Origin of the sequence: Aquaspirillum sp. LM1, from assembly GCF_002002905.1 — a bacterium.
Taxonomy (GTDB): Bacteria; Pseudomonadota; Gammaproteobacteria; order Burkholderiales; family Aquaspirillaceae; genus Rivihabitans.
Genome location: NZ_CP019509.1, coordinates 1,667,593 through 1,685,706 on the forward strand (window position 1 = coordinate 1,667,593; position 18,114 = coordinate 1,685,706).

16 protein-coding genes are annotated in these 18,114 nt (G+C 62.7%); 8 read left to right on the top strand and 8 right to left on the bottom strand.

The window, feature by feature from the left end; all coding sequences use genetic code 11:
- The first annotated feature begins 201 nt into the window (after window positions 1-201).
- On the top strand, window positions 202-1,080 hold the full coding sequence (locus tag BXU06_RS07155) for a hypothetical protein (protein ID WP_077298173.1): 879 nt from the start codon (window positions 202-204) through the stop codon (window positions 1,078-1,080).
- 339 nt (window positions 1,081-1,419) lie between these two features.
- Here the strand turns inward: BXU06_RS07155 and BXU06_RS07160 are convergent, their stop codons facing one another.
- Window positions 1,420-1,662: a VF530 family DNA-binding protein gene (locus tag BXU06_RS07160; RefSeq protein ID WP_077298175.1), complete on the bottom strand. Its 243-nt coding sequence runs from the start codon at window positions 1,660-1,662 to the stop codon at window positions 1,420-1,422.
- Entirely contained in the window at window positions 1,659-2,057 is a 399-nt protein-coding gene (locus BXU06_RS07165) for a YkgJ family cysteine cluster protein (RefSeq protein ID WP_077298177.1), read from the bottom strand. The genes BXU06_RS07160 and BXU06_RS07165 overlap by 4 nt, the downstream gene beginning before the upstream one ends.
- A 259-nt stretch (window positions 2,058-2,316) precedes the next feature.
- Here BXU06_RS07165 and BXU06_RS17675 point away from each other — a divergent pair, with 259 nt between their 5' ends.
- Complete coding sequence (locus BXU06_RS17675) at window positions 2,317-2,466, top strand: hypothetical protein (protein ID WP_171982142.1); 150 nt, start codon at window positions 2,317-2,319, stop codon at window positions 2,464-2,466.
- A 72-nt stretch (window positions 2,467-2,538) separates the two neighbouring features.
- Here the strand turns inward: BXU06_RS17675 and BXU06_RS07170 are convergent, their stop codons facing one another.
- Window positions 2,539-3,528, bottom strand: a complete 990-nt coding sequence (locus BXU06_RS07170; protein ID WP_077296044.1) for an IS5 family transposase — start codon at window positions 3,526-3,528, stop codon at window positions 2,539-2,541.
- Window positions 3,529-3,593: 65 nt separating this feature from the next.
- Here BXU06_RS07170 and BXU06_RS07175 point away from each other — a divergent pair, with 65 nt between their 5' ends.
- On the top strand, window positions 3,594-6,581 hold the full coding sequence (locus BXU06_RS07175) for a hypothetical protein (RefSeq protein ID WP_374754327.1): 2,988 nt from the start codon (window positions 3,594-3,596) through the stop codon (window positions 6,579-6,581).
- Here BXU06_RS07175 and BXU06_RS07180 read toward each other — a convergent pair.
- On the bottom strand, window positions 6,554-7,537 hold the full coding sequence (locus tag BXU06_RS07180; protein ID WP_077298182.1) for an IS481 family transposase: 984 nt from the start codon (window positions 7,535-7,537) through the stop codon (window positions 6,554-6,556). The two genes, BXU06_RS07175 and BXU06_RS07180, sit on opposite strands and share 28 nt — an antisense overlap.
- A 76-nt stretch (window positions 7,538-7,613) precedes the next feature.
- On the opposite strand from BXU06_RS07180, the gene BXU06_RS07185 reads away from it, so the two are divergent.
- From BXU06_RS07185 to recJ, 4 genes are all read left to right on the top strand, one after another.
- Window positions 7,614-9,827, top strand: a complete 2,214-nt coding sequence (locus BXU06_RS07185) for a tetratricopeptide repeat protein (RefSeq protein ID WP_171982143.1) — start codon at window positions 7,614-7,616, stop codon at window positions 9,825-9,827.
- A 664-nt stretch (window positions 9,828-10,491) separates the two neighbouring features.
- Window positions 10,492-11,715: a tyrosine--tRNA ligase gene (tyrS, locus tag BXU06_RS07190; protein ID WP_077298186.1), complete on the top strand. Its 1,224-nt coding sequence runs from the start codon at window positions 10,492-10,494 to the stop codon at window positions 11,713-11,715.
- 2 nt (window positions 11,716-11,717) lie between these two features.
- Entirely contained in the window at window positions 11,718-12,734 is a 1,017-nt protein-coding gene (locus tag BXU06_RS07195) for a hypothetical protein (RefSeq protein ID WP_077298188.1), read from the top strand.
- Entirely contained in the window at window positions 12,731-14,428 is a 1,698-nt protein-coding gene (gene recJ, locus BXU06_RS07200) for a single-stranded-DNA-specific exonuclease RecJ (protein WP_374754328.1), read from the top strand. Before BXU06_RS07195 ends, recJ begins: the two co-directional genes overlap by 4 nt.
- Before the next feature lie 741 nt (window positions 14,429-15,169).
- Here the strand turns inward: recJ and BXU06_RS07205 are convergent.
- From BXU06_RS07205 to BXU06_RS07220, 4 genes are read right to left on the bottom strand one after another with little or no spacing between them, the layout of a single operon-like run.
- The gene (locus BXU06_RS07205) at window positions 15,170-15,376 is read right to left on the bottom strand and encodes a hypothetical protein (protein WP_077298192.1); all 207 of its coding nucleotides are present in this window, start codon (window positions 15,374-15,376) and stop codon (window positions 15,170-15,172) included.
- On the bottom strand, window positions 15,351-16,436 hold the full coding sequence (mnmA, locus tag BXU06_RS07210) for a tRNA 2-thiouridine(34) synthase MnmA (RefSeq protein ID WP_077298194.1): 1,086 nt from the start codon (window positions 16,434-16,436) through the stop codon (window positions 15,351-15,353). Before mnmA ends, BXU06_RS07205 begins: the two co-directional genes overlap by 26 nt.
- Window positions 16,436-16,984 (bottom strand): hypothetical protein, encoded by a 549-nt coding sequence (locus BXU06_RS07215; RefSeq protein WP_253189547.1) that lies wholly within the window; start codon window positions 16,982-16,984, stop codon window positions 16,436-16,438. The genes mnmA and BXU06_RS07215 overlap by 1 nt, the downstream gene beginning before the upstream one ends.
- Before the next feature lie 30 nt (window positions 16,985-17,014).
- Window positions 17,015-17,479: an NUDIX hydrolase gene (locus BXU06_RS07220; protein ID WP_077298199.1), complete on the bottom strand. Its 465-nt coding sequence runs from the start codon at window positions 17,477-17,479 to the stop codon at window positions 17,015-17,017.
- Between the two features lie 314 nt (window positions 17,480-17,793).
- Between BXU06_RS07220 and BXU06_RS07225 the strand changes: the two genes are divergently transcribed.
- On the top strand, window positions 17,794-17,997 hold the full coding sequence (locus BXU06_RS07225) for a bacterioferritin-associated ferredoxin (protein ID WP_077298201.1): 204 nt from the start codon (window positions 17,794-17,796) through the stop codon (window positions 17,995-17,997).
- Window positions 17,998-18,114: the final 117 nt, after the last annotated feature.

The window sequence follows — 18,114 nt, forward strand, 5'->3', positions numbered from 1 at the left end:
CTTCGTGTCTGTTGTAAAACCCAGGTGATTGAGCCCGGCCTTGTGCCGGGTTTTTTTTATGTGCCGGGGCATGCCGGCACAGCATATGCCCGCTGCGCTTCACAGCGACGCGCCCATGGCGTTCTTCTGCTGCGCCCATCCGGATGCCAGCCCCGTTCCTGTGCCGGAGGTCGTGATCTTTTACGCACAAGGAGCACGCACATGCAATTTAACGACACGGCCAAAAAAACCGCGCTGGACGCGTTTGCCCAGCTTAACGCCCCCGCCAGGGAACAGATGCAGTTCAGTTCGGTGATGTTGCGCAATGGCCAGTTTACCGGCTCGGGCGTACTGGTGATGGACCGGGACAACCTTCAGGGTATTGTGACCGCCAAGCATAATCTGTGCGTCAAGGCGGGTATTTCCATTCCGACGCAATGGAGCGACGTTCAGGTCAACGATCTGGTGGTGCAGTTCCTGACTGGCCTGGTGGTGGGCTATGATTTTTCGCCTGGCCTGCCGAATAACACCACGCTGCCGCGCACCCTGCACGCCCAGGAGTTGAACAGCCACACCAGCGATATCGAGTTTCGCAATGGCTATGGCCGCTGGGACTATGACCTGATGTTCATCGCCTTCAAAGACCCTGGCCTGGCAATTCGCCAGTATATGGCCAGCGCGCCTTCGCACCGGATGGCCTATAGCCATAAGGACATGCCGTTTTACCAGCAGGACATGGTGGGCAAAACGGTGTTTGTCACCGGCTTTGGCGACGTGCTGGCCGGCACGGGGGCGTCACTGAATCTGTCTCACCCCTGGCAGGTGCGCCATAGCCGGGTATTTGCCCATCCGCCACAAGTGCTGCGGCACAGCAAGCCGGCGCACTATTTCACCGACGTGCTCAGCCTGGAGGCCAGCGACAGCAGCAGCAGCGCGCCAGGCGATTCCGGCGGGCCGGTGTGGCATGTGGCGGCCAATGGCAAGGTGTATCTGCTGGGGGTGACGCTGGGGTCAAATTTCCTGTATGACAGCCTGCCGCCGGATCAGCCAATCATCAATAATGCGGCCACCTATCTGTTTGCCGGCGGCTATCTGTTTTAAGGGCGGGCCGCCAGACAGTAAGGACACGCTGAAAAAACCATCATTCCCGCGCAGCCGGGAATCCAGAGGCATCCACAGCGTGCAGCAGGTGTGTGCGCTCACGACTGCCCCGCCATGCTAAGGCCCCGACGGTGCACGATGTGGTCCGGTCTGGGTTCCCGCCTGCGCGGGAACGACACCTGAGGTGAAACTCATGCCGAAAGCGGTCGAGTCGCCAGCCAGCGTGCTAGGGAAGCGCTGAAAAAATCGTCATTCCCGCGAAGGCGGGAATCCAGGGTTTTGATTTTGCTGGGTTTTGCTTTTGGCAAAAACGGTTTTTCTGAATAAATCAGCGCGTCCTTAGCTGCGCCGCCCCGCGCCCGGCGTTTTCAGCGCGGTATACAGCGCCTCCACTTCCGCGCGCGCCCACGGCGTGCGGCGCAAGAAGGTCAGGCTGGATTTAATGCTGGGGTTGCTGGTAAAGCAGCGGATATTCACCCGCTGTCCCAGCGCCTCCCAGCCATACTGCGCCACCAGTTCGGTGAGCAATGCTTCCAGGGTCACGCCATGCAGCGGGTTATTGTGTTGTTTCGGGTCGGTCATACGCTTACCTTGCGGCCAGAGTTCGGGTTACGGGTATAGGCGCAAAAGCCGGGACGCGGGCCGATTTGGGGATGGTTGCGGCAGGTGTCCGGGCGTTCGGCATAAATGGTACACAGGCGGCTGAGCGGGTCCAGATACTGGCAATCGCCATTGGCGCGCCGGCTTAAGGTAAACACGCTGTATTTGAAGTTGAAATGCTGAATCACCCGCTGTTTTTCCAGCCGCCGGGCAATCTGCTTGATTGGCTCCTGCAGTTCAAACTCGTCCACCACGCCCATGCGCACCAGATCCGGCAGGCGAACCTCCACCGGCATGCTGCAACAGCTGCCCAGGCAATCGCTGCATAAGCCGTTTTTGTACTTCACCCAGGTGCCCAGACGCTCGATATCGGCCACAACCCATCCTTAACGCATTGAATTCAAAAAACTTCCGCCTGTTTGCGGAAAGCGGGCATTCTACGGACAAGGGCCAGGAGTGGCAAGCAGGGCAAGTGCCCGAACACGCAAGCGCTGTTGGGAAACGCTGAACGCGTCGCCGCTGCCGCATGGGCGGGAATCCTGGGTTTTGCTGAATCAATCCGCGCTGTCCTCCCTGCAGCCACCGCCAGCGCTATGGCATACTACACACTTGCAGCCACCCCAAAGAACCCACACCATGCGCCCTGTCCTCATCACCCTGGCCACCGCCTGGGGGCCGCGTTTTGGCGGCATCAACACCTTTAAGGACGCGCTGAAAAAATCAGCATTTCACCAAAGAAGACCGAAGCGGGCCGCATCGATTCGGCATGAGCGCTTGGGCGAGTAAAAAATGCCTGCTCACCGTCATTTTCGGTCAGTCTTCACCCTGTCAGGCGGCAAATTTCCTCATTTCCCCCTTTCAGGACGCACCTTGGGTGTTCAGCGCAAACAGTCGCCGCCTGGCCGTCAACAGATTCGCCAACCCAAAAAGGGTGTGCAGCCGCGCCGTGTTCTTCGCCAGCCCACGGTAGGACACCTTCTTCATGCCAAAGAGGTTCTTGATGATCTTGAACGGATGTTCAACCTTGGCCCGGATCCTGGCCTTGGCCTGTTCGATCCGCTCCTGCAGTCGTCCGACCGGCGTATCCGGCAACGCCTTGCGCTTGCCCGCACGCATGGCAATTTCCCATTCAACCCGCCTGCCCCGGTTCTCTTCCCGCTTCTCAACCCCTTGGTAGCCTGCATCGCCAAAGGCAAGCCGCTCTTCGCCATGCAGCAAGGCATGCGCCTGGGTAACATCGCTGATGTTGGCTGACGTGGTGACCAGGGTATGCACGATGCCCGTTTCAGCATCCACCCCAATGTGTGCCTTCATGCCGAAGTACCACTGGTTGCCCTTTTTGGTCTGATGCATTTCAGGATCACGCTCACCGCTTCGATTTTTGGTCGAGGACGGCGCAGCAATGATGGTGGCGTCAACAACCGTGCCTTCCTTGAGGATCAGGCCCTTCGCGGCCAGTAGGGCGTTGATGGTCTCGAAGATGCGCTCGGTCAGCTGGTGCGTTTCCAGCAGGCGGCGGAACTTGAGCAGGGTGGTGGCGTCTGGTGCAGACTCCCGCGACAGGTCTATGCCAACAAATCCCCGGATGGCCTGGCTGTCATAGATGGCGTCTTCGATGCCTTCGTCTGAGAGTCCGAAGCATTGTTGGGCGATGTACATTCGCAGCATCCGCGCTACGCCAATCGGCGGTCGGCCCCGGCCTGTTCCTTTCGGGTAGAACGGCTCAATCTGCGCGACCAAGGCGGCCCATGGCGTGACTTTGTTGATTTCGTCAAGAAACCGGTCGCGCCGCGTGACCTTCTTCTTTGTCGCGTATTCCAGTTCGGAAAAGCTGGCTTGCGTCTTCATGTGACCACCCACGTTCAATGTGCTGATGTTCGCAGATCAGGAGGCTTAGATCCAGCTGTTGGGGAATAAATCAGCGCGTCCTTAACACCGAGCTGGTCAAATCCCTGGGCGTCCACCAGGAGCGCGATTTTGACGTGGTGTGCCTGCTGCCGCGCATCACCCCAGAAGACGCGCAAGCGGCCCAAACCCGCTACGCGCTCACCCTGCTGGGCCTGAACCGCCCAAACGACGAATTCGACCCCACCACGCTGACCGCTGATGTGCAGCAAATACTGACCACACGCGGCTGGCAAGCCCCGGTCTGGCTGGGCCACGACGACAAAACCGGGCCGCTGGCCTTGCAGCTGCGCGACGCGCTGGGCGGCCGCGCCGCGTTGGTGCATCACATGGCGCATGGCGCGTATCAGGGGTTTAAAAAGGGCAGCAGCGCCAGCGCCGCTGAAAAAGCCGAGCACCAACGGCAACTGTTTTGCCAGGCGGATGTGTGCCTGGCAGTGGGGCCACGGCTGCAACGCGAGCTGGAAGACCGGCTGCTAAATGAAGCCAAGCCATACACCGTGCATACGCTGATCCCCGGCCTGAGCGACCCGGTGGAGCATGGCGTGCATCCCGCTTCGCGCATGCCGTCCTCGTTTACCGGCTTTGTCTCGGGCCGGCTGGACGATGACCGCATCAAGCAAGGCCGGCTGGCCTTGCACGCATTTGCCCAGGCGGTGGCGGAAGCCCGCGAGCACGATGGCCCACCGGCGCTGGCGCGCTCGCCGCGCATGCGCATGATGGGCATCGACCCGGCTCAAGAAGACGTGCTACTCGGCCAGGTACAAACCTGGGCAGATGGCATGTTTCAGGTGGATTTGCTGCCCTATAGCGAAGACCGTGCGCACTATTTTCGTCAGTTGGCAAGCTCCAGTGTGGCGCTGATGCCCTCCTGGCATGAAGGTTTTGGCCTGACCGGCTGGGAAGCCATCGGCGCTGGTGTCCCGTTGATTCTGGGCAGTAACTCCGGCCTGTGGGAATGGCTGCGCGACACCCTGCATGGCAGCGGCGAAAACCACAGCCTGTTTCCACTACAGATTCGCGGCCACTATAGCCCCGACGCCAATAGCGAAAACCACCACGAGCAAGACCTGCAAGCGGTGAAGCACGCCCTGCGCCGCCTGGCCAACAACCCCGAGCACGCCAAACAAGCCGCCCTGCGGTTGCGCGACACCATCCAGCGCGAAGGCTGGGATTGGCGCAAAACCGCCGAGCAATGCATGAACGCGCTGGCCCTGCCCCGCGCCACCCCACAAACCCAGCCGCCAGCCGTCACGCCCGCGCCCAGCATCGCGCCGCCGCCAGCCACGGCAAGCCTACCCGACTGGCTGCGCCCGCCCGAGGCGTCGCCATGGCAGCCCGAGCTGGGGCTGGCGCCGTCGCGGCTGCTGCAAGCCGCCAACGCCATTGTGCCGTTTCACTCCGCGCGCCAGCCGCTGCTGGATAATCTGCTGGACTGGGCGCGCCGCCCTCAACACCCGGTGCAAGTGCGCCTGTACACCGGCGCGGGCGGCAGCGGCAAAACCCGTCTGGCGCTGGCCGCCAGCCAACATCTGGCCAAGCAAGGCTGGACCGTGGCCTGGCTGGGCAGCGCCAAGCCCGCCGACTGGCTCGCGCACTGGCAAACCCTGCTGCGCCAGAGCCAGCCGCTGTGCCTGGTGGTGGATTACGCCGAACACCGCGCCAGCGAGCTGGATGCCCTGCTTAGCGCCGCACACAACGCCCTTGGTCAGCCCAGCATGCAAGTGCGCGTGCTGCTGCTGGCGCGCAGCGCCCACGGCTGGTGGGCCGACCTCCGCCGCGACAGCCCAGCCGCCGACCTGTTGAACGGCCCCGCTACCGAGCCAGTGCACACCCTGCCGGATTTGCGCCTGGACAACCAAGACCGCCACGAAGCGTATCAACAGGCGCTGGCCGCCTACGCCCACGCCCAGCGCCGGCCCACCCCCAGCCACGCCTTTACCCCACCGCTGGAGCAGGCGCAATACGCCCGCCCGCTTTACTTGCACCTGGCGGCGCTGGCGGCATTGGACAGCCAGCGCGCCACCCAGGCCAGCAGCCTGCTGGAAAGCCAGCTGCACCGCGAATGGCGCTACTGGAAAACCAGCGGCGCCGACACCCGCCATGACGACTGGGCCGACGCGCTGGCCTGGCTGGCGCTGGTGGGCGGCGCGCCGCGCGCAAATGCTGAACAGATGCTGAGCACGCTGGGCCTGCCGCACGCCGCCGCCCTGGCCACCCAGCTGGCGCGCGCCTACCCCGCTGCCCCCGGTACCATCGCCACCCTGCAACCCGACCTGCTGGCGGAAACCCTGCTGGCGCAACGCCTGGCCGGCGAGCGTGGCCTGGCGCTGCTGCAACAGGCGCTCAGTCAACACCCGGAGGCCGCGCTGGCCACCCTGGGCCGCCTATGCGCCGACACCCGTCGCCCCGCCAGCGCACACGACGACCCCGGCTACGCCGCCACCCTGCTGCACGCGCTGCAACACGCCTTCCCCAGCCAAGGCCAAACGCTGATCAACGCCGCCCACGCCAGCGAACCCGGCCTGGGCCGCTGGCTGGCGCGGGCCTGGGCGGGGCTGGATGATGAGACGCAGCAGCGGTTGAGTGAAAGCTTGCAGTTGCCGGAGTTTTCGGTGTGTTTGTTGGATTTGCAGGTGGGCTATCGCCAGGCTGCGCTGCGGGCGGCTGGGGAAGATGCAAATGCTCGGGCACAGGCATTGAATAATCTGGCGCTAGCCTTAAACGCCCAAGGTGGCGCTGAAGCACAACAGCAGGCGCTGGATTATGCCCGTGAGTCCATGGAAATTCGTCGGCAACTGGCCGCCAGCCAAGCGGCAGCCTATCTGCCGAATTTGGCCATGTCGCTGAATAACCTGGCTGTCTGGCTCGGTGAACAAGGCGATGCCGAGTCGCGCCGGCAGGCGCTGGCTTATGCCCGTGAGTCCATGGAAATTCGTCGGCAACTGGCCGCCAGCCAACCGGCAGCCTATCTGTCAAGTCCCGCCTGGTTATAAATGCGTTTCTTGAATAATTCAGGTTTTTTCTTCTGCCATTCCTTCAGCGCCTGAACGGGCGAAAGATGATTGAGCGCACGCTGCGGAATCTGATGATTGTACGTTTTCACATAGCGTTCAAGCGTCGTTTCCAACTCGGCGGCTGAAGCAAATCGGGTCTGACTCACCACCTCACTGATTCGGCCATTGAAGCGCTCAACCATCCCGTTTGTCTGTGGATGGCGCGGCGGGCACAGGCGGTGCTCAATGCCCAGCTCCGTGCAGCGAACATCAAAGGCATGCTGCCCGGTTGGCTCACGTTTTTTGCTGGTGAAGCGGTCGGTGAACTGGCTGCCGTTGTCGGTGAGCAACCTGACGATCTTCATCGGTGCTGCGCGCTCCAGCCGGTTTAAAAAGTCCACGCTGCTGCGCTCACTTTGATTGGCATAGATATGCATGAACACCCAGCGGGTGGCGCGGTCGATGGCCACAAACAGGTAGCGCCGCTCTTTCTCGTCAGGCATCTTCGGTAAGTACTTGATATCCATGTGCAGGAAGCCTGGCTCGTAATCCTTGAAGGTTTTGACCGGCGGCTGGACCTGGCCGGCATCAGCCAGCGCCTCGGCTTGCAGTTGACGCAGGTTGGCCACGCCATGGCGGCGCAGACAGCGATCCAGCCCAGAGCGCGAGACGTCTGGATTGATGAATTCGCGCACCACCGCGACCAGGTCATCCAGTCCCAGTAGCGTCAGGCTTCGCAAGGCCACGACAATCGCCTCCTGCGCCGGCGTCAGCGTGGTGCAAAGCTTGTGCGGGCGGTGTGATAAATCCTCCTGGCTATCGCGCTGCTTCCACTTGCGTGCGGTGGCCACGCTGATGTTGTAGCGTTTTGCCAATTCAAGCAATGATGCTGTTGAGTTCTTGATCTCGGCTCGCGTGCGAGGGGTGGTTCGGGCCTGGGCGTGGACTTCACTCATGTTGATTGCTCCGCTTTCAATGTCTCAATCAGATCACGCATCAGGTCTCTTGCCAAGAAGAGTGGCCAGCTACGAATTGGAATATGATCACACGGGACGCGACACCTATCTACCGTATTTGGCCGGGTCGCTGAATAACCTCGCTCTTCGTCTGAGTGAGCAAGGCGATGCCAAATCACGCCTGCAGGCTCTGGCTTATGCGCGTGAGTCCATGGAAATTCGTCGGCAACTGGTCGCCAGCCAAGCGGCGGCTTATCTGCCGGATTTGGCCATGTCGCTGAATAACCTGGCCCTTCATCTGAGTGCGCAAGGTGATGCCGAGTCGCACCGGCAGGCGCTGGCTTATGCGCGTGAGGCCATGGAGACCTATCGGCAACTGGCCGCCAGCCAAGCGGCGGCTTATCTGCCGGATTTGGCCATGTCGCTGCATAACCTGGCTATTGGCCTGAGTAAGCAAGGTGATGCCGAGTCGCGCCGACAGGCGCTGGGCTATGCGCGTGAGTCTATGGAGGCTTATCGGCAACTGGCCGCCAGCCAACCGGCAGCCTATCTGCCGAATTTGGCCCTGTCGCTGAATACCCTGGCCAATCGTCTGAGTGAGCAAGGCGATGCCGAGTCGCGCCGGCAGGCGCTGGCTTATGCCCGTGAGGCCATGGAGGCTTATCGGCAACTGGCCGCCAGCCAACCGGCAGCCTATCTGCCGAATTTGGCCGGGTCGCTGAATACCCTGGCCAATCGTCTGAGTGAGCAAGGCGATGCCGAGTCGCGCCGGCAGGCGCTGGCTTATGCCCGTGAGGCCATGGAGACCTATCGGCAACTGGCCGCCAGCCAAGCGGCAGCCTATCTGCCGGATTTGGCCAGGTCGCTGAATACCCTGGCCAATCGTCTGAGTGAGCAAGGCGATGCCGAGTCGCGCCGGCAGGCGCTGGATTATGCCCGTGAGTCCATGGAAATTCGTCGGCAACTGGCCGCCAGCCAACCGGCAGCCTATCTACCGGATTTGGCCGGGTCGCTGAATAACCTCGCTCTTCGTCTGAGTGAGCAAGGCGATGCCAAATCACGCCTGCAGGCGCTGGCTTATGCGCGTGAGTCCATGGAGACTTATCGGCAACTGGCCGCCAGCCAAGCGGCAGCCTATCTACCGGATTTGGCCGGGTCGCTGAATACCCTGGCCAATTGTCTGAGTGAGCAAGGCGATGCCGAGTCGCGCCGGCAGGCGCTGGGCTATGCCCGTGAGGCCATGGAGACTTATCGGCAACTGGCCGCCAGCCAAGCGGCAGCCTATCTGCCGGATTTGGCCGGGTCGCTGAATACCCTGGCCAATCGTCTGAGTGAGCAAGGCGATGCCGAGTCGCGCCGGCAGGCGCTGGATTATGCCCGTGAGGCCATGGAGGCTTATCGGCAACTGGCCGCCAGCCAACCGGCAGCCTATCTGCCGAATTTGGCCATGTCGCTGAATACCCTGGCCAATCGTCTGAGTGAGCAAGGCGATGCCGAGTCGCGCCGGCAGGCGCTGGATTATGCCCGTGAGGCCATGGAGGCTTATCGGCAACTGGCCGCCAGCCAACCGGCAGCCTATCTACCGGATTTGGCCGGGTCGCTGAATAACCTCGCTCTTCGTCTGAGTGAGCAAGGCGATGCCAAATCACGCCTGCAGGCGCTGGCTTATGCGCGTGAGTCCATGGAGACTTATCGGCAACTGGCCGCCAGCCAAGCGGCAGCCTATCTACCGGATTTGGCCGCGTCGCTGAATACCCTGGCCAATTGTCTGAGTGAGCAAGGCGATGCCGAGTCGCGCCGGCAGGCGCTGGCTTATGCCCGTGAGTCCATGGAGACTTATCGTCAACTGGCCGCCAGCCAACCGGCAGCCTATCTGCCGGATTTGGCCATGTCGCTGAATACCCTGGCTATTGGCCTGAGTGAACAAGGCGATGCCGAGTCGTGCCGGCAGGCGCTGGCTTATGCGCGTGAGTCCATGGAGACTTATCGGCAACTGGCCGCCAGCCAACCGGCAGCCTATCTGCCGAATTTGGCCCTATCGCTGAATAACCTGGCCAGTCATCTGAGTGAGCAAGGCGATGCCGAGTCGCTCGAACAAGCTTTGCATCATGCGCGTGAAGCGGTGACCATTTTTGCCCGATGTTATGCCAGCATGCCGGCGGCTTTTGAATATAGATTGAACATCGCACGCGGCACACTGCTGCGTAGAGCTAACGCCCTGGGGCTGGATGGCGAGGCGGAAGTGAGCGCGGCCTTACACGCTGGTGGTATCGAGCCAGGGAGGCGCTGATTGATTCAGAAAAACCGTTTTTGCCAAAAGCAAAACCCAGTAAAATCAATACCCTGGATTTCCACCTGCGCGGGAGTGACGGGTTTTTCAGCGTTCCAGTCGTCAGTCACGTTGAAACACAAGGGTTCATGTGAGCCAGTTTATGCCGGGTGTCTTGGTTTAAGGACGCGCTGATTTATTCAGAAAAATCGTGTTTGCCAAAATCAAAACCTAGCTAAATCAACAACCTGGATTCCCGCCTTCGCGGGAATGACGATTTTTTCAGCGTATCCTTAATTTCTGTTAAAACAAAACCTGACTTTGCCACAGCGCATTGTCTTCCGCACCCCACCCCGTCATTCCCGCGCAGGCGGGAATCCAGGGGCATCCACAGCGTGCAGCGGGTTTGCGCGCCCACCACCGTCCCGCCTGCGCCACGCCCACGGCGCACGCTGTGGCGCGGGGGAACGACCCGTTTTGGTAAGGTTCAGCCGCAAGCGGTCGAGTCGTCGTCCTGTCGAAATACCCGCGTGAATGCATGCGCTTGCCCTGTGCCTTTGCCCTGCGCGGCGCAGTTTGCGATAATTGCCGATTGACTTGTTCGCCGCGCCGCTCTGGCGCGCCGTTGACCTCTGCTGAGCCGCCGCGCCGGGAGCTTTTCCCGCCGGGCGCTGGATAAAAACCGATGACCGCACCGACCCCCCTGTCTGCCGAGCTGGCCGCCACCCTGGACGTGATCCGCCGTGGCGCCGACGAACTCTTGATCGAAGCCGAGCTGATTGCCAAGCTGAAAGAAAACCGCCCGCTGCGCATCAAGGCCGGCTTTGACCCCACCGCCCCCGACCTGCACCTGGGCCACACCGTGGTGCTGACCAAGATGCGCCAGTTGCAGGACATGGGCCACCACATCATGTTCCTGATTGGTGACTTTACCGGCATGATCGGCGACCCCACCGGCAAAAACACCACCCGCCCGCCGCTCACCCCGGAACAGGTGGCGATCAACGCCAAGACCTACCAGGAACAGGTGTACAAGATTCTCGACCCGGCCAAAACCGAAATCTGTTTCAACTCCACCTGGCTGAACCAGCTGGGCGCAGCCGGCATGCTCAAGCTGGCCGCCAGCACCACGGTGGCGCGCATGCTGGAGCGTGACGACTTCAAAAAGCGCTTTGCCAGCAATCAGCCGATTTCGCTGCATGAATTCATGTACCCGCTGATGCAGGGCTACGACTCGGTGGCCATGCGCGCCGATATCGAGCTGGGCGGCACCGACCAGAAATTCAACCTGCTGATGGGCCGGGCGCTGCAGGAACAGCACGGGCAAAAACCGCAGTGCGTGATCATGATGCCGCTGCTGGAAGGCCTGGACGGCGTGAACAAGATGTCCAAATCGCTGGGCAACTATATCGGCATCTCGGAAGCCGCCAACGACATCTTTGGCAAGGTGATGAGCGTGTCCGACACGCTGATGTGGCGCTATTACGAGCTGCTGTCGCTGCGCCCCTTGGCCGAGATCGAGCAATTCAAGGCCGACATCGCCGCCGGGCGCAACCCGCGTGACGTGAAAGTGCTGCTGGCGCAAGAGCTGGTGGCGCGTTTCCATTCGCAGGCCGCTGCCGAAGCGGCGCTGGCCGACTTTGAAGCGCGCTTCAAGCAAAATGCCATCCCCGACGAGCTGCCGGAAGTCACCGTGCAAACCGGCGAAGGCGGTGTGCTGGCGATTGCCAGCGTGCTGAAAGAAGCCGGCCTGGTGGCGTCCACCTCGGAAGCGCTGCGCATGATTGACGGCGGCGGCGTGAAGGCTGACGGGGTTAAAATTGAAGACAAGAAACTCCAGCTGGCCGCTGGCAGCACGGTGGTGCTGCAAGTGGGCAAGCGCAAGTTTGCCAAGGTGACCCTGGCCTGACCATGTCCAGCCAACACCTCACCCTGATGGTGCCCGGCCTGGTGTGGCCCGACGCCGAGCTGCGTGCCGAAGCCACCCGCGACCTGGCGCTGCCGGCGCTGGCCTGGCTGCTGGGCCGGGGCCAGGCGCGTCCGGCCAACACTCCGGCCAGCCCCTGGCTGGCGCGGCTGCTGGGCGTGGCCGCCTCGCTGCCGGTGGCGCGCCAACTGGCCCAGGCCGATGGCCTGACCGCCAGCCAGGGCCACTGGCTGTGCGCCGACCCGGTACATTTGCGGGTAGAACAAGATAGCCTGCTGCTGGCCGACGCGCAGATGTTCAGCCTGACCCAGGCCGAAGCCGATGCGCTGGTGGCCACCCTCAACCAGCACTTTGCCGAAGATGGCCTGGTGTTTCACGCTGCCCAGCCCACCCGCTGGTATCTGCAACTGAGCGAAGCTGCCGACGCCCACTTTACCCCGCTGGGCGACGTGGTGGCGCAAAGCATCGACCCGCATCTGCCGCGCGGCCCGCGTGCCAGCCAGTGGCGGCATTGGCTTAACGAACTGCAAATGCTGCTGTTCAGCCACCCGGTCAACGCAGCCCGCGAAGCCGCCGGCCAGCCGATGATCAACAGCATCTGGCCATGGGGCGGCGGCGAAGCCGGCACTCTGCAACTGCCCGCGTCTACCGTCTACACCGACCAGCCGCTGCTGGCGGCGCTGGCCGCCCAGGCCGGTGCCTGTGTGGACACGCTGCCCACCCAGTTCAGCCCGGCCTGGCTGGGCGAGTGGCGCGGCGAGGCGCTGGTGTGGCTGGACGGGCTGAGCGCGGCGGTGAGCTACCAGGATGGCTGGGCCTGGCGCAATCAGCTGCTGGCGCTGGAGCAACATTGGTTTGCCCCCTTGGCGGCGGCGCTGAAAGCCCGCCAGTTGACCACGCTGACCTTGCATGTGCCGGGCGAAGTGGGGCTGAGTGCCACGCTGCGCGCCGGCGACAGTTGGAAATTCTGGCGTGGAGCCAGACAGATAGCGACCTTCTGATGACCCGAATTGCTGCACGGGCCGTACCCGATACGGCCCGGCAGGCCCTGTGTGCGCAGGGTTTGCCAGATTTGTTTGCCCGTTTGTACGCGGCGCGTGGCGTGACCGACAGCCACCAGCTCGACCCCAGTCTTAAGCACCTGCTGCCCTACCACACCCTCAAGGATATCGGCCCGGCGGCGGTGCGGCTGGCCGATGCCATTGCCCGCCAGGAACGCCTGCTGGTGGTGGCCGACTACGACGCCGACGGTGCCACCGCCTGCGCGCTGGCGGTGCGCGGCCTGCGCCGGTTTGGCGCGCAGGTGGAATTTATCGTCCCCAACCGCTTTGAATACGGCTATGGCCTCACCCCGGAAATTGTCGAACTGGCCGCCCAGCGCCGCCCGGATTTGCTGATTACCGTGGATAACGGCGTGGCCAGCGTGGCCGGTGTGCAGGCGGCGCGCGCGCGCGGCATGGACGTGCTGATTACCGACCATCACCTGGCCGGCGACGAACTGCCCGATGCGCTGATCGTCAACCCCAACCAGCCGGGCTGCCCGTTTCCCAGCAAGCACCTGGCCGGCGTGGGGGTGATGTTTTATGTGCTGATGGCGCTGCGCGCCGAGCTGCGCCAGCGCGGTGCCTTTGCCGGCGGCGAAGAACCCAATCTGGCCGACTGGCTGGACCTGGTGGCGCTGGGCACGGTGGCCGACGTGGTGAAGCTGGACGACAACAACCGCATTCTGGTCGAACAGGGCCTGCGCCGCATGCGTGCTGGCCGCGCCTGCGCCGGGGTGAATGCGCTGTTTGCCGCCAGTGGCCGTCAGGCGCGCCGCGCCAGCACGGTGGACCTGGGCTTCATGCTCGGCCCCCGGCTGAACGCCGCAGGCCGGCTGGACGACATGAGCCTGGGCATTGCCTGCCTGCTGACCGACGACGCCGGCCACGCGCTGGCGCTGGCTGGCGAGCTGGACCGGCTGAATAAAGAACGTCGCCATATCGAAGCCGGCATGCAGGAAGAAGCGCTGGCGCATCTGGCCGGGGTGGATCCACAAGGCCGCTCGACGCTATGCCTGTACCGCGATGACTGGCACCAGGGCGTGGTGGGCATTGTTGCCAGCCGGCTGAAAGAGCGCTTTCATCGGCCCACGCTGATTTTTGCTCCCGGTGACGAAGGCGAAGTGAAAGGCTCGGGACGGTCGATTCCGGGTTTTCATCTGCGCGACGCGCTGGACCGGGTGGCCAAACAGCACCCGGATTTATTGCGCAAGTTTGGTGGCCACGCCATGGCCGCCGGGGTGACCCTGGCCGAGGCGGATTTACCGCGCTTTATCAGCGCGTTTGAGGCCGTGGGGCAAGACTGGCTGACCCCGGCACAACTGACCCGCACCATCGAAACCGACGGCAGCCTGGCGGTGGGTGACATCCGCATGGACACCGCCGACCAGCTGGCCGCCAATGTCTGGGGCCAGGGCTTTCCACCGCCGTCGTTTTACGACCGCTTCCGCCTGCTCGACCAGCGCCGGGTGGGCGAACGCCATCTGAAACTGAAACTGGGCCGCGACGGCGTGGAGTTTGACGCCATGCTGTTTAACTGCCCAGACTGGCTGCCGGCCTGGATTGACGTGGTGTATCAGCTTAATGTGAATGAATGGCGCGGCGAACGTAACTTGCAGCTGATGGTGGATAACTGGCAAGCGGCTGCGGGCTAGGAACGTCAGCACGCTCGCCTGCACGCGGGTATTTCAACGGGACGGCGACTCGACCGCTTTCGGCATGAGCCTCACCCGACTTGTCATTCCCGCGCAGGCGGGAACCCAGGTCGCGCCACCGCGTATGCCGTGGGGGTGGGGCGTTGTGGGGCGGTGGTGAGAACTCACCCCCGCTGCACGCTGTGGATGCCTCTGGATTCCCGCCTGCGCGGGAATGACGGGGCGGGGTGCGGCGGGTGGTTCGCTGTGGCTAGATAAGACTTTGTTTCAAAATAAATTAAATCAGAGTAGCCATCGGAGGCTAGCCCTCTTCTGGCATGAGCTTCACCCACTTGTCGTTCCCGCGCAGGCGGGAACCCAGTCCGTGCCACCGCGTGCGCCGTGGGGGTTTAGCATTGCGGGGCTGTCGTGAGCGCACGCACCTGCTGCACGCTGTGGATGCTCCTGGATTCCCGCCTGCGCGGGAATGACACGATGGGGTGCGGCGGGTGGTTCGCTGTGGCTAGATAAGACTTTGTTTCAAAATAAATTAAATCAGAGTACCCATCGGAGGCTAGCCCTCTTCTGGCGTGAGTTTCACCCACTTGTCGTTCCCGCGCAAGCGGGAACCCAGTCCGTGCCACATCGTGCGCCGTGGGGGTTTAGCATGGCGGGACGGTGGTGAGAACTCGCACCTGCTGCACGCTGTGGATGCCCCTGGATTCCCGCCTGCGCGGGAATGACGCTTGTTCCAGCGCATCCTTAGCATCGTGTGGCGGGGGCATGCATTTTGCGCCGCACATACAGTGTTTTGCGCACCCGCGTCACCACCTGGCCGCTTTCATTCTCCACGTCCACCGCCAGTTCGGGCAGCACCTTGCTGCCATCGGCTGTGGCGGCGCGGATGTCATCCAGTTCAGCATCAGCATGTAAAACGGGTCGGTCAAGCCTCGCCTTCTGGCGCACCAATAATCACCCCACCCCCCAGACAGACATTGCCGTCGTACAGCACCGCCGACTGGCCGGGGGTAATCGCCCATTGCGGGCTGTCGAAGGTGAGCACTGCCTGGCCAGCGGCGTCGTAGCTGAGCACGCACGGCGCGTCCTGCATGCGGTAGCGGTTTTTGGCCGCGTAGCGCCCCGGCGCGGGCGGCTGGCCCAGCGTCCACGACAGCTGGCCGGCGCACAGCGCCTGGCTGTGCAGCAGCGGGTGGTTATGGCCCTGTACCACCACCAGGCGGTTGGCGTCGCGTGCCTTGCCGGCCACAAACCACGGCTCGCCCGGCCCGCCAATGCCCAGGCCCTGACGCTGGCCGAGGGTGTAATACATCAGCCCCTGATGCTGGCCCACCACTTTACCTTCCGGTGTCACCATCTCGCCTGGCTCGGTGGGCAGGTAGCGCTGCAGAAACTGGCGAAATGGCCGCTCGCCAATAAAGCAGATGCCGGTACTGTCCTTTTTGCCGGCATTGGGCAGGCCAATCTGGCTGGCGATGTCGCGCACCTGCGGCTTGTGCAGCTCGCCCAGCGGAAACAGCGCCGCCTGCAGTTGGTGTGGTTGCAAGCGGTATAAAAAGTAGCTCTGGTCCTTGCCGGGGTCGTCGCCCTTGCACAGCTCGGCCCCTCTGGCGCTGTCTACCCGACGGGCGTAGTGGCCGGTGGCAATCCGTTCGGCACCCAGGCTGATGGCGTAATCCAGAAACGCCTTGAACTTGATTTCGGCATTGCACAGCACGTCCGGGTTGGGCGTGCGGCCAGCGGCGTATTCTTCCAGAAAATAACGAAACACCCGGTCTTTGTACTCGCTGGCAAAATTCACCACTTCCATGTCAATGCCGATGATGTCAGCCACCGCCATGGCGTCCAGCGCGTCCTGCTTGATCGAACAGTATTCGTCGTCGTTGTCGTCTTCCCAGTTTTGCATGAACACGCCAATCACCTCGTGCCCCTGTTGCTTGAGCAGCCAGGCGGTGACAGACGAATCCACGCCGCCGGACAAACCGACGACAATGCGTTGCGGGCGGGTCATTACGGGGACCATCCTTTGTTCCAGTCCGCCAGTGGCAGCACCACGGCGGGAAGGCCATGATCAAAAAACCAGCTGTCCACCGCATAGCGGAGGCCGTCGCTGAGGTCTTCAATCGCAGCGGAATAATGTAAATCCACCAGCCAGGGCGCGCGCCATACCGGCTCCAGCACCCGATGAAAGTGCAGCCAGCCGTGCTCCAGCAGGTAGTGCAGATAGGTGGTGGTGTTGGTGCTGTGGTCGATGCAGTCCTGGCTGCCGGGGCCGTTGTCGTTGACATTGCCGCCACGGTCATTGCCTATTGGCGTGGTGCGTGCGGCCATCTGGTTCATCAGCCCGATGGCCTGCGCCAGCGCCTGGCGTTCGTGCTCCGGGTCGGGCTGCGCCAGCAGGCTGGCCAACTGGTGGTTGTCCAGCGCATCCAGCACGGCTTCACCGCGCTGCTTGCAGCCGTAGTGGTAGCAAATCGACAGGGTTTCGCCGTGAACCGGCAAGGCCAGCGCCAGCAGTAACAACAGGGACAGCATCCGACGGGGCGGGCAAGGCAGCATGGCGGGCTCCTGCGCCGGCACAAACTGCCCTCAGGCCATGGGCACGGCGCGAATCAGGGTCAGCGGATAGCGCTGGCCAGACAGATAATCTTCGATGCATTGCCACACCAGCGGGCTGCGCCAGCGGGCCGGATCGGCCTGCAGCGCGTCGGCAGACACCCACCGGGCTGCGATAATACCGGCATCCAGCGCCCGCTGGCTATCATGGCCGCGCAGCTCGCCAGTAAAGGCAAAGCGCAAATACACCACATCGCTGTTTGGGCGCGGGCAGGTGTACACCCCCAGCAGCGCGGTGGGCTCAAACAGGTAGCCGGTTTCTTCCAGGGTTTCCCGGCGCACCGCATCCAGCAGCGATTCGCCATGCTCCCAGTGCCCGGCGGGCTGGTTCAGCCGCACGCCGTCTTCGGTGTGTTCTTCCACCAGCAAAAACTGGCCATCCTGCTCAATCACCGCCGCCACCGTGGCGTTGGGTTTCCATTGCAAGCTTCGTACCATGCGCTTTCCTGAAGATGCGCCACTGCGTGGCAAACCCGACACAGGCGACAGCGACGCCACCTACACGCTCAGGCTTGCCCCGGCAGGGCGCTGGCGCGGCAAGTCCACGCCAAGATGATGTTTATCAAGTTATTTTACTGCGTCACTGCCTGAGGCAAGCACCATGGTTAAACCGGCGTGAATCCTGCTTGGATACCCCGGCAGGGCAAATGACTCACGCCATGATTGACAACCATTATCGTTTGTACGATAGTTGCGACAGGTTCTCATTATATCGCAGTCCACAGCGGGCTGCCTTGAACAGGAGTGCAACCGTGTACGTCTGTGTATGCCATGCCGTAACCGACACCCAAGTGCGTCAGGCCGTTCATCAGGGTGCCACCATGATGCGCGATCTGCGCCAGCAGCTGGGCGTGGCCAGCGATTGTGGTCGCTGCGCCTGCTGCGCACGTGACATCCTGCGCACCACCTTGTCCGAGCTGTCCTGCTGCGACGACGAACTGGCCGAAGCCGCCTGAGCGCCCAGGCGCACCCCCTGTGGTACCCATCCGGTGCGGTGGCAGGCCAGCGCACCAGCCTGACACAGGCAAGCATTCTACCAGCTGTTTTCAGCGCTGCCGTGGCCCGCGCCCATC

Bases quoted from the DNA above. Each gene is read 5' to 3' on its own strand.
- BXU06_RS07155 (WP_077298173.1), top strand. From the start codon at position 202: ATGCAATTTAACGACACGGCCAAAAAAACCGCGCTGGACGCGTTTGCC.
- BXU06_RS07160 (WP_077298175.1), bottom strand. From the start codon at position 1,662: ATGACCGACCCGAAACAACACAATAACCCGCTGCATGGCGTGACCCTG.
- BXU06_RS17675 (WP_171982142.1), top strand. From the start codon at position 2,317: ATGCGCCCTGTCCTCATCACCCTGGCCACCGCCTGGGGGCCGCGTTTT.
- BXU06_RS07170 (WP_077296044.1), bottom strand. From the start codon at position 3,528: ATGAAGACGCAAGCCAGCTTTTCCGAACTGGAATACGCGACAAAGAAG.
- BXU06_RS07180 (WP_077298182.1), bottom strand. From the start codon at position 7,537: ATGAGTGAAGTCCACGCCCAGGCCCGAACCACCCCTCGCACGCGAGCC.
- tyrS (WP_077298186.1), top strand. From the start codon at position 10,492: ATGACCGCACCGACCCCCCTGTCTGCCGAGCTGGCCGCCACCCTGGAC.
- BXU06_RS07195 (WP_077298188.1), top strand. From the start codon at position 11,718: ATGTCCAGCCAACACCTCACCCTGATGGTGCCCGGCCTGGTGTGGCCC.
- mnmA (WP_077298194.1), bottom strand. From the start codon at position 16,436: ATGACCCGCCCGCAACGCATTGTCGTCGGTTTGTCCGGCGGCGTGGAT.
- BXU06_RS07215 (WP_253189547.1), bottom strand. From the start codon at position 16,984: ATGCTGCCTTGCCCGCCCCGTCGGATGCTGTCCCTGTTGTTACTGCTG.
- BXU06_RS07220 (WP_077298199.1), bottom strand. From the start codon at position 17,479: ATGGTACGAAGCTTGCAATGGAAACCCAACGCCACGGTGGCGGCGGTG.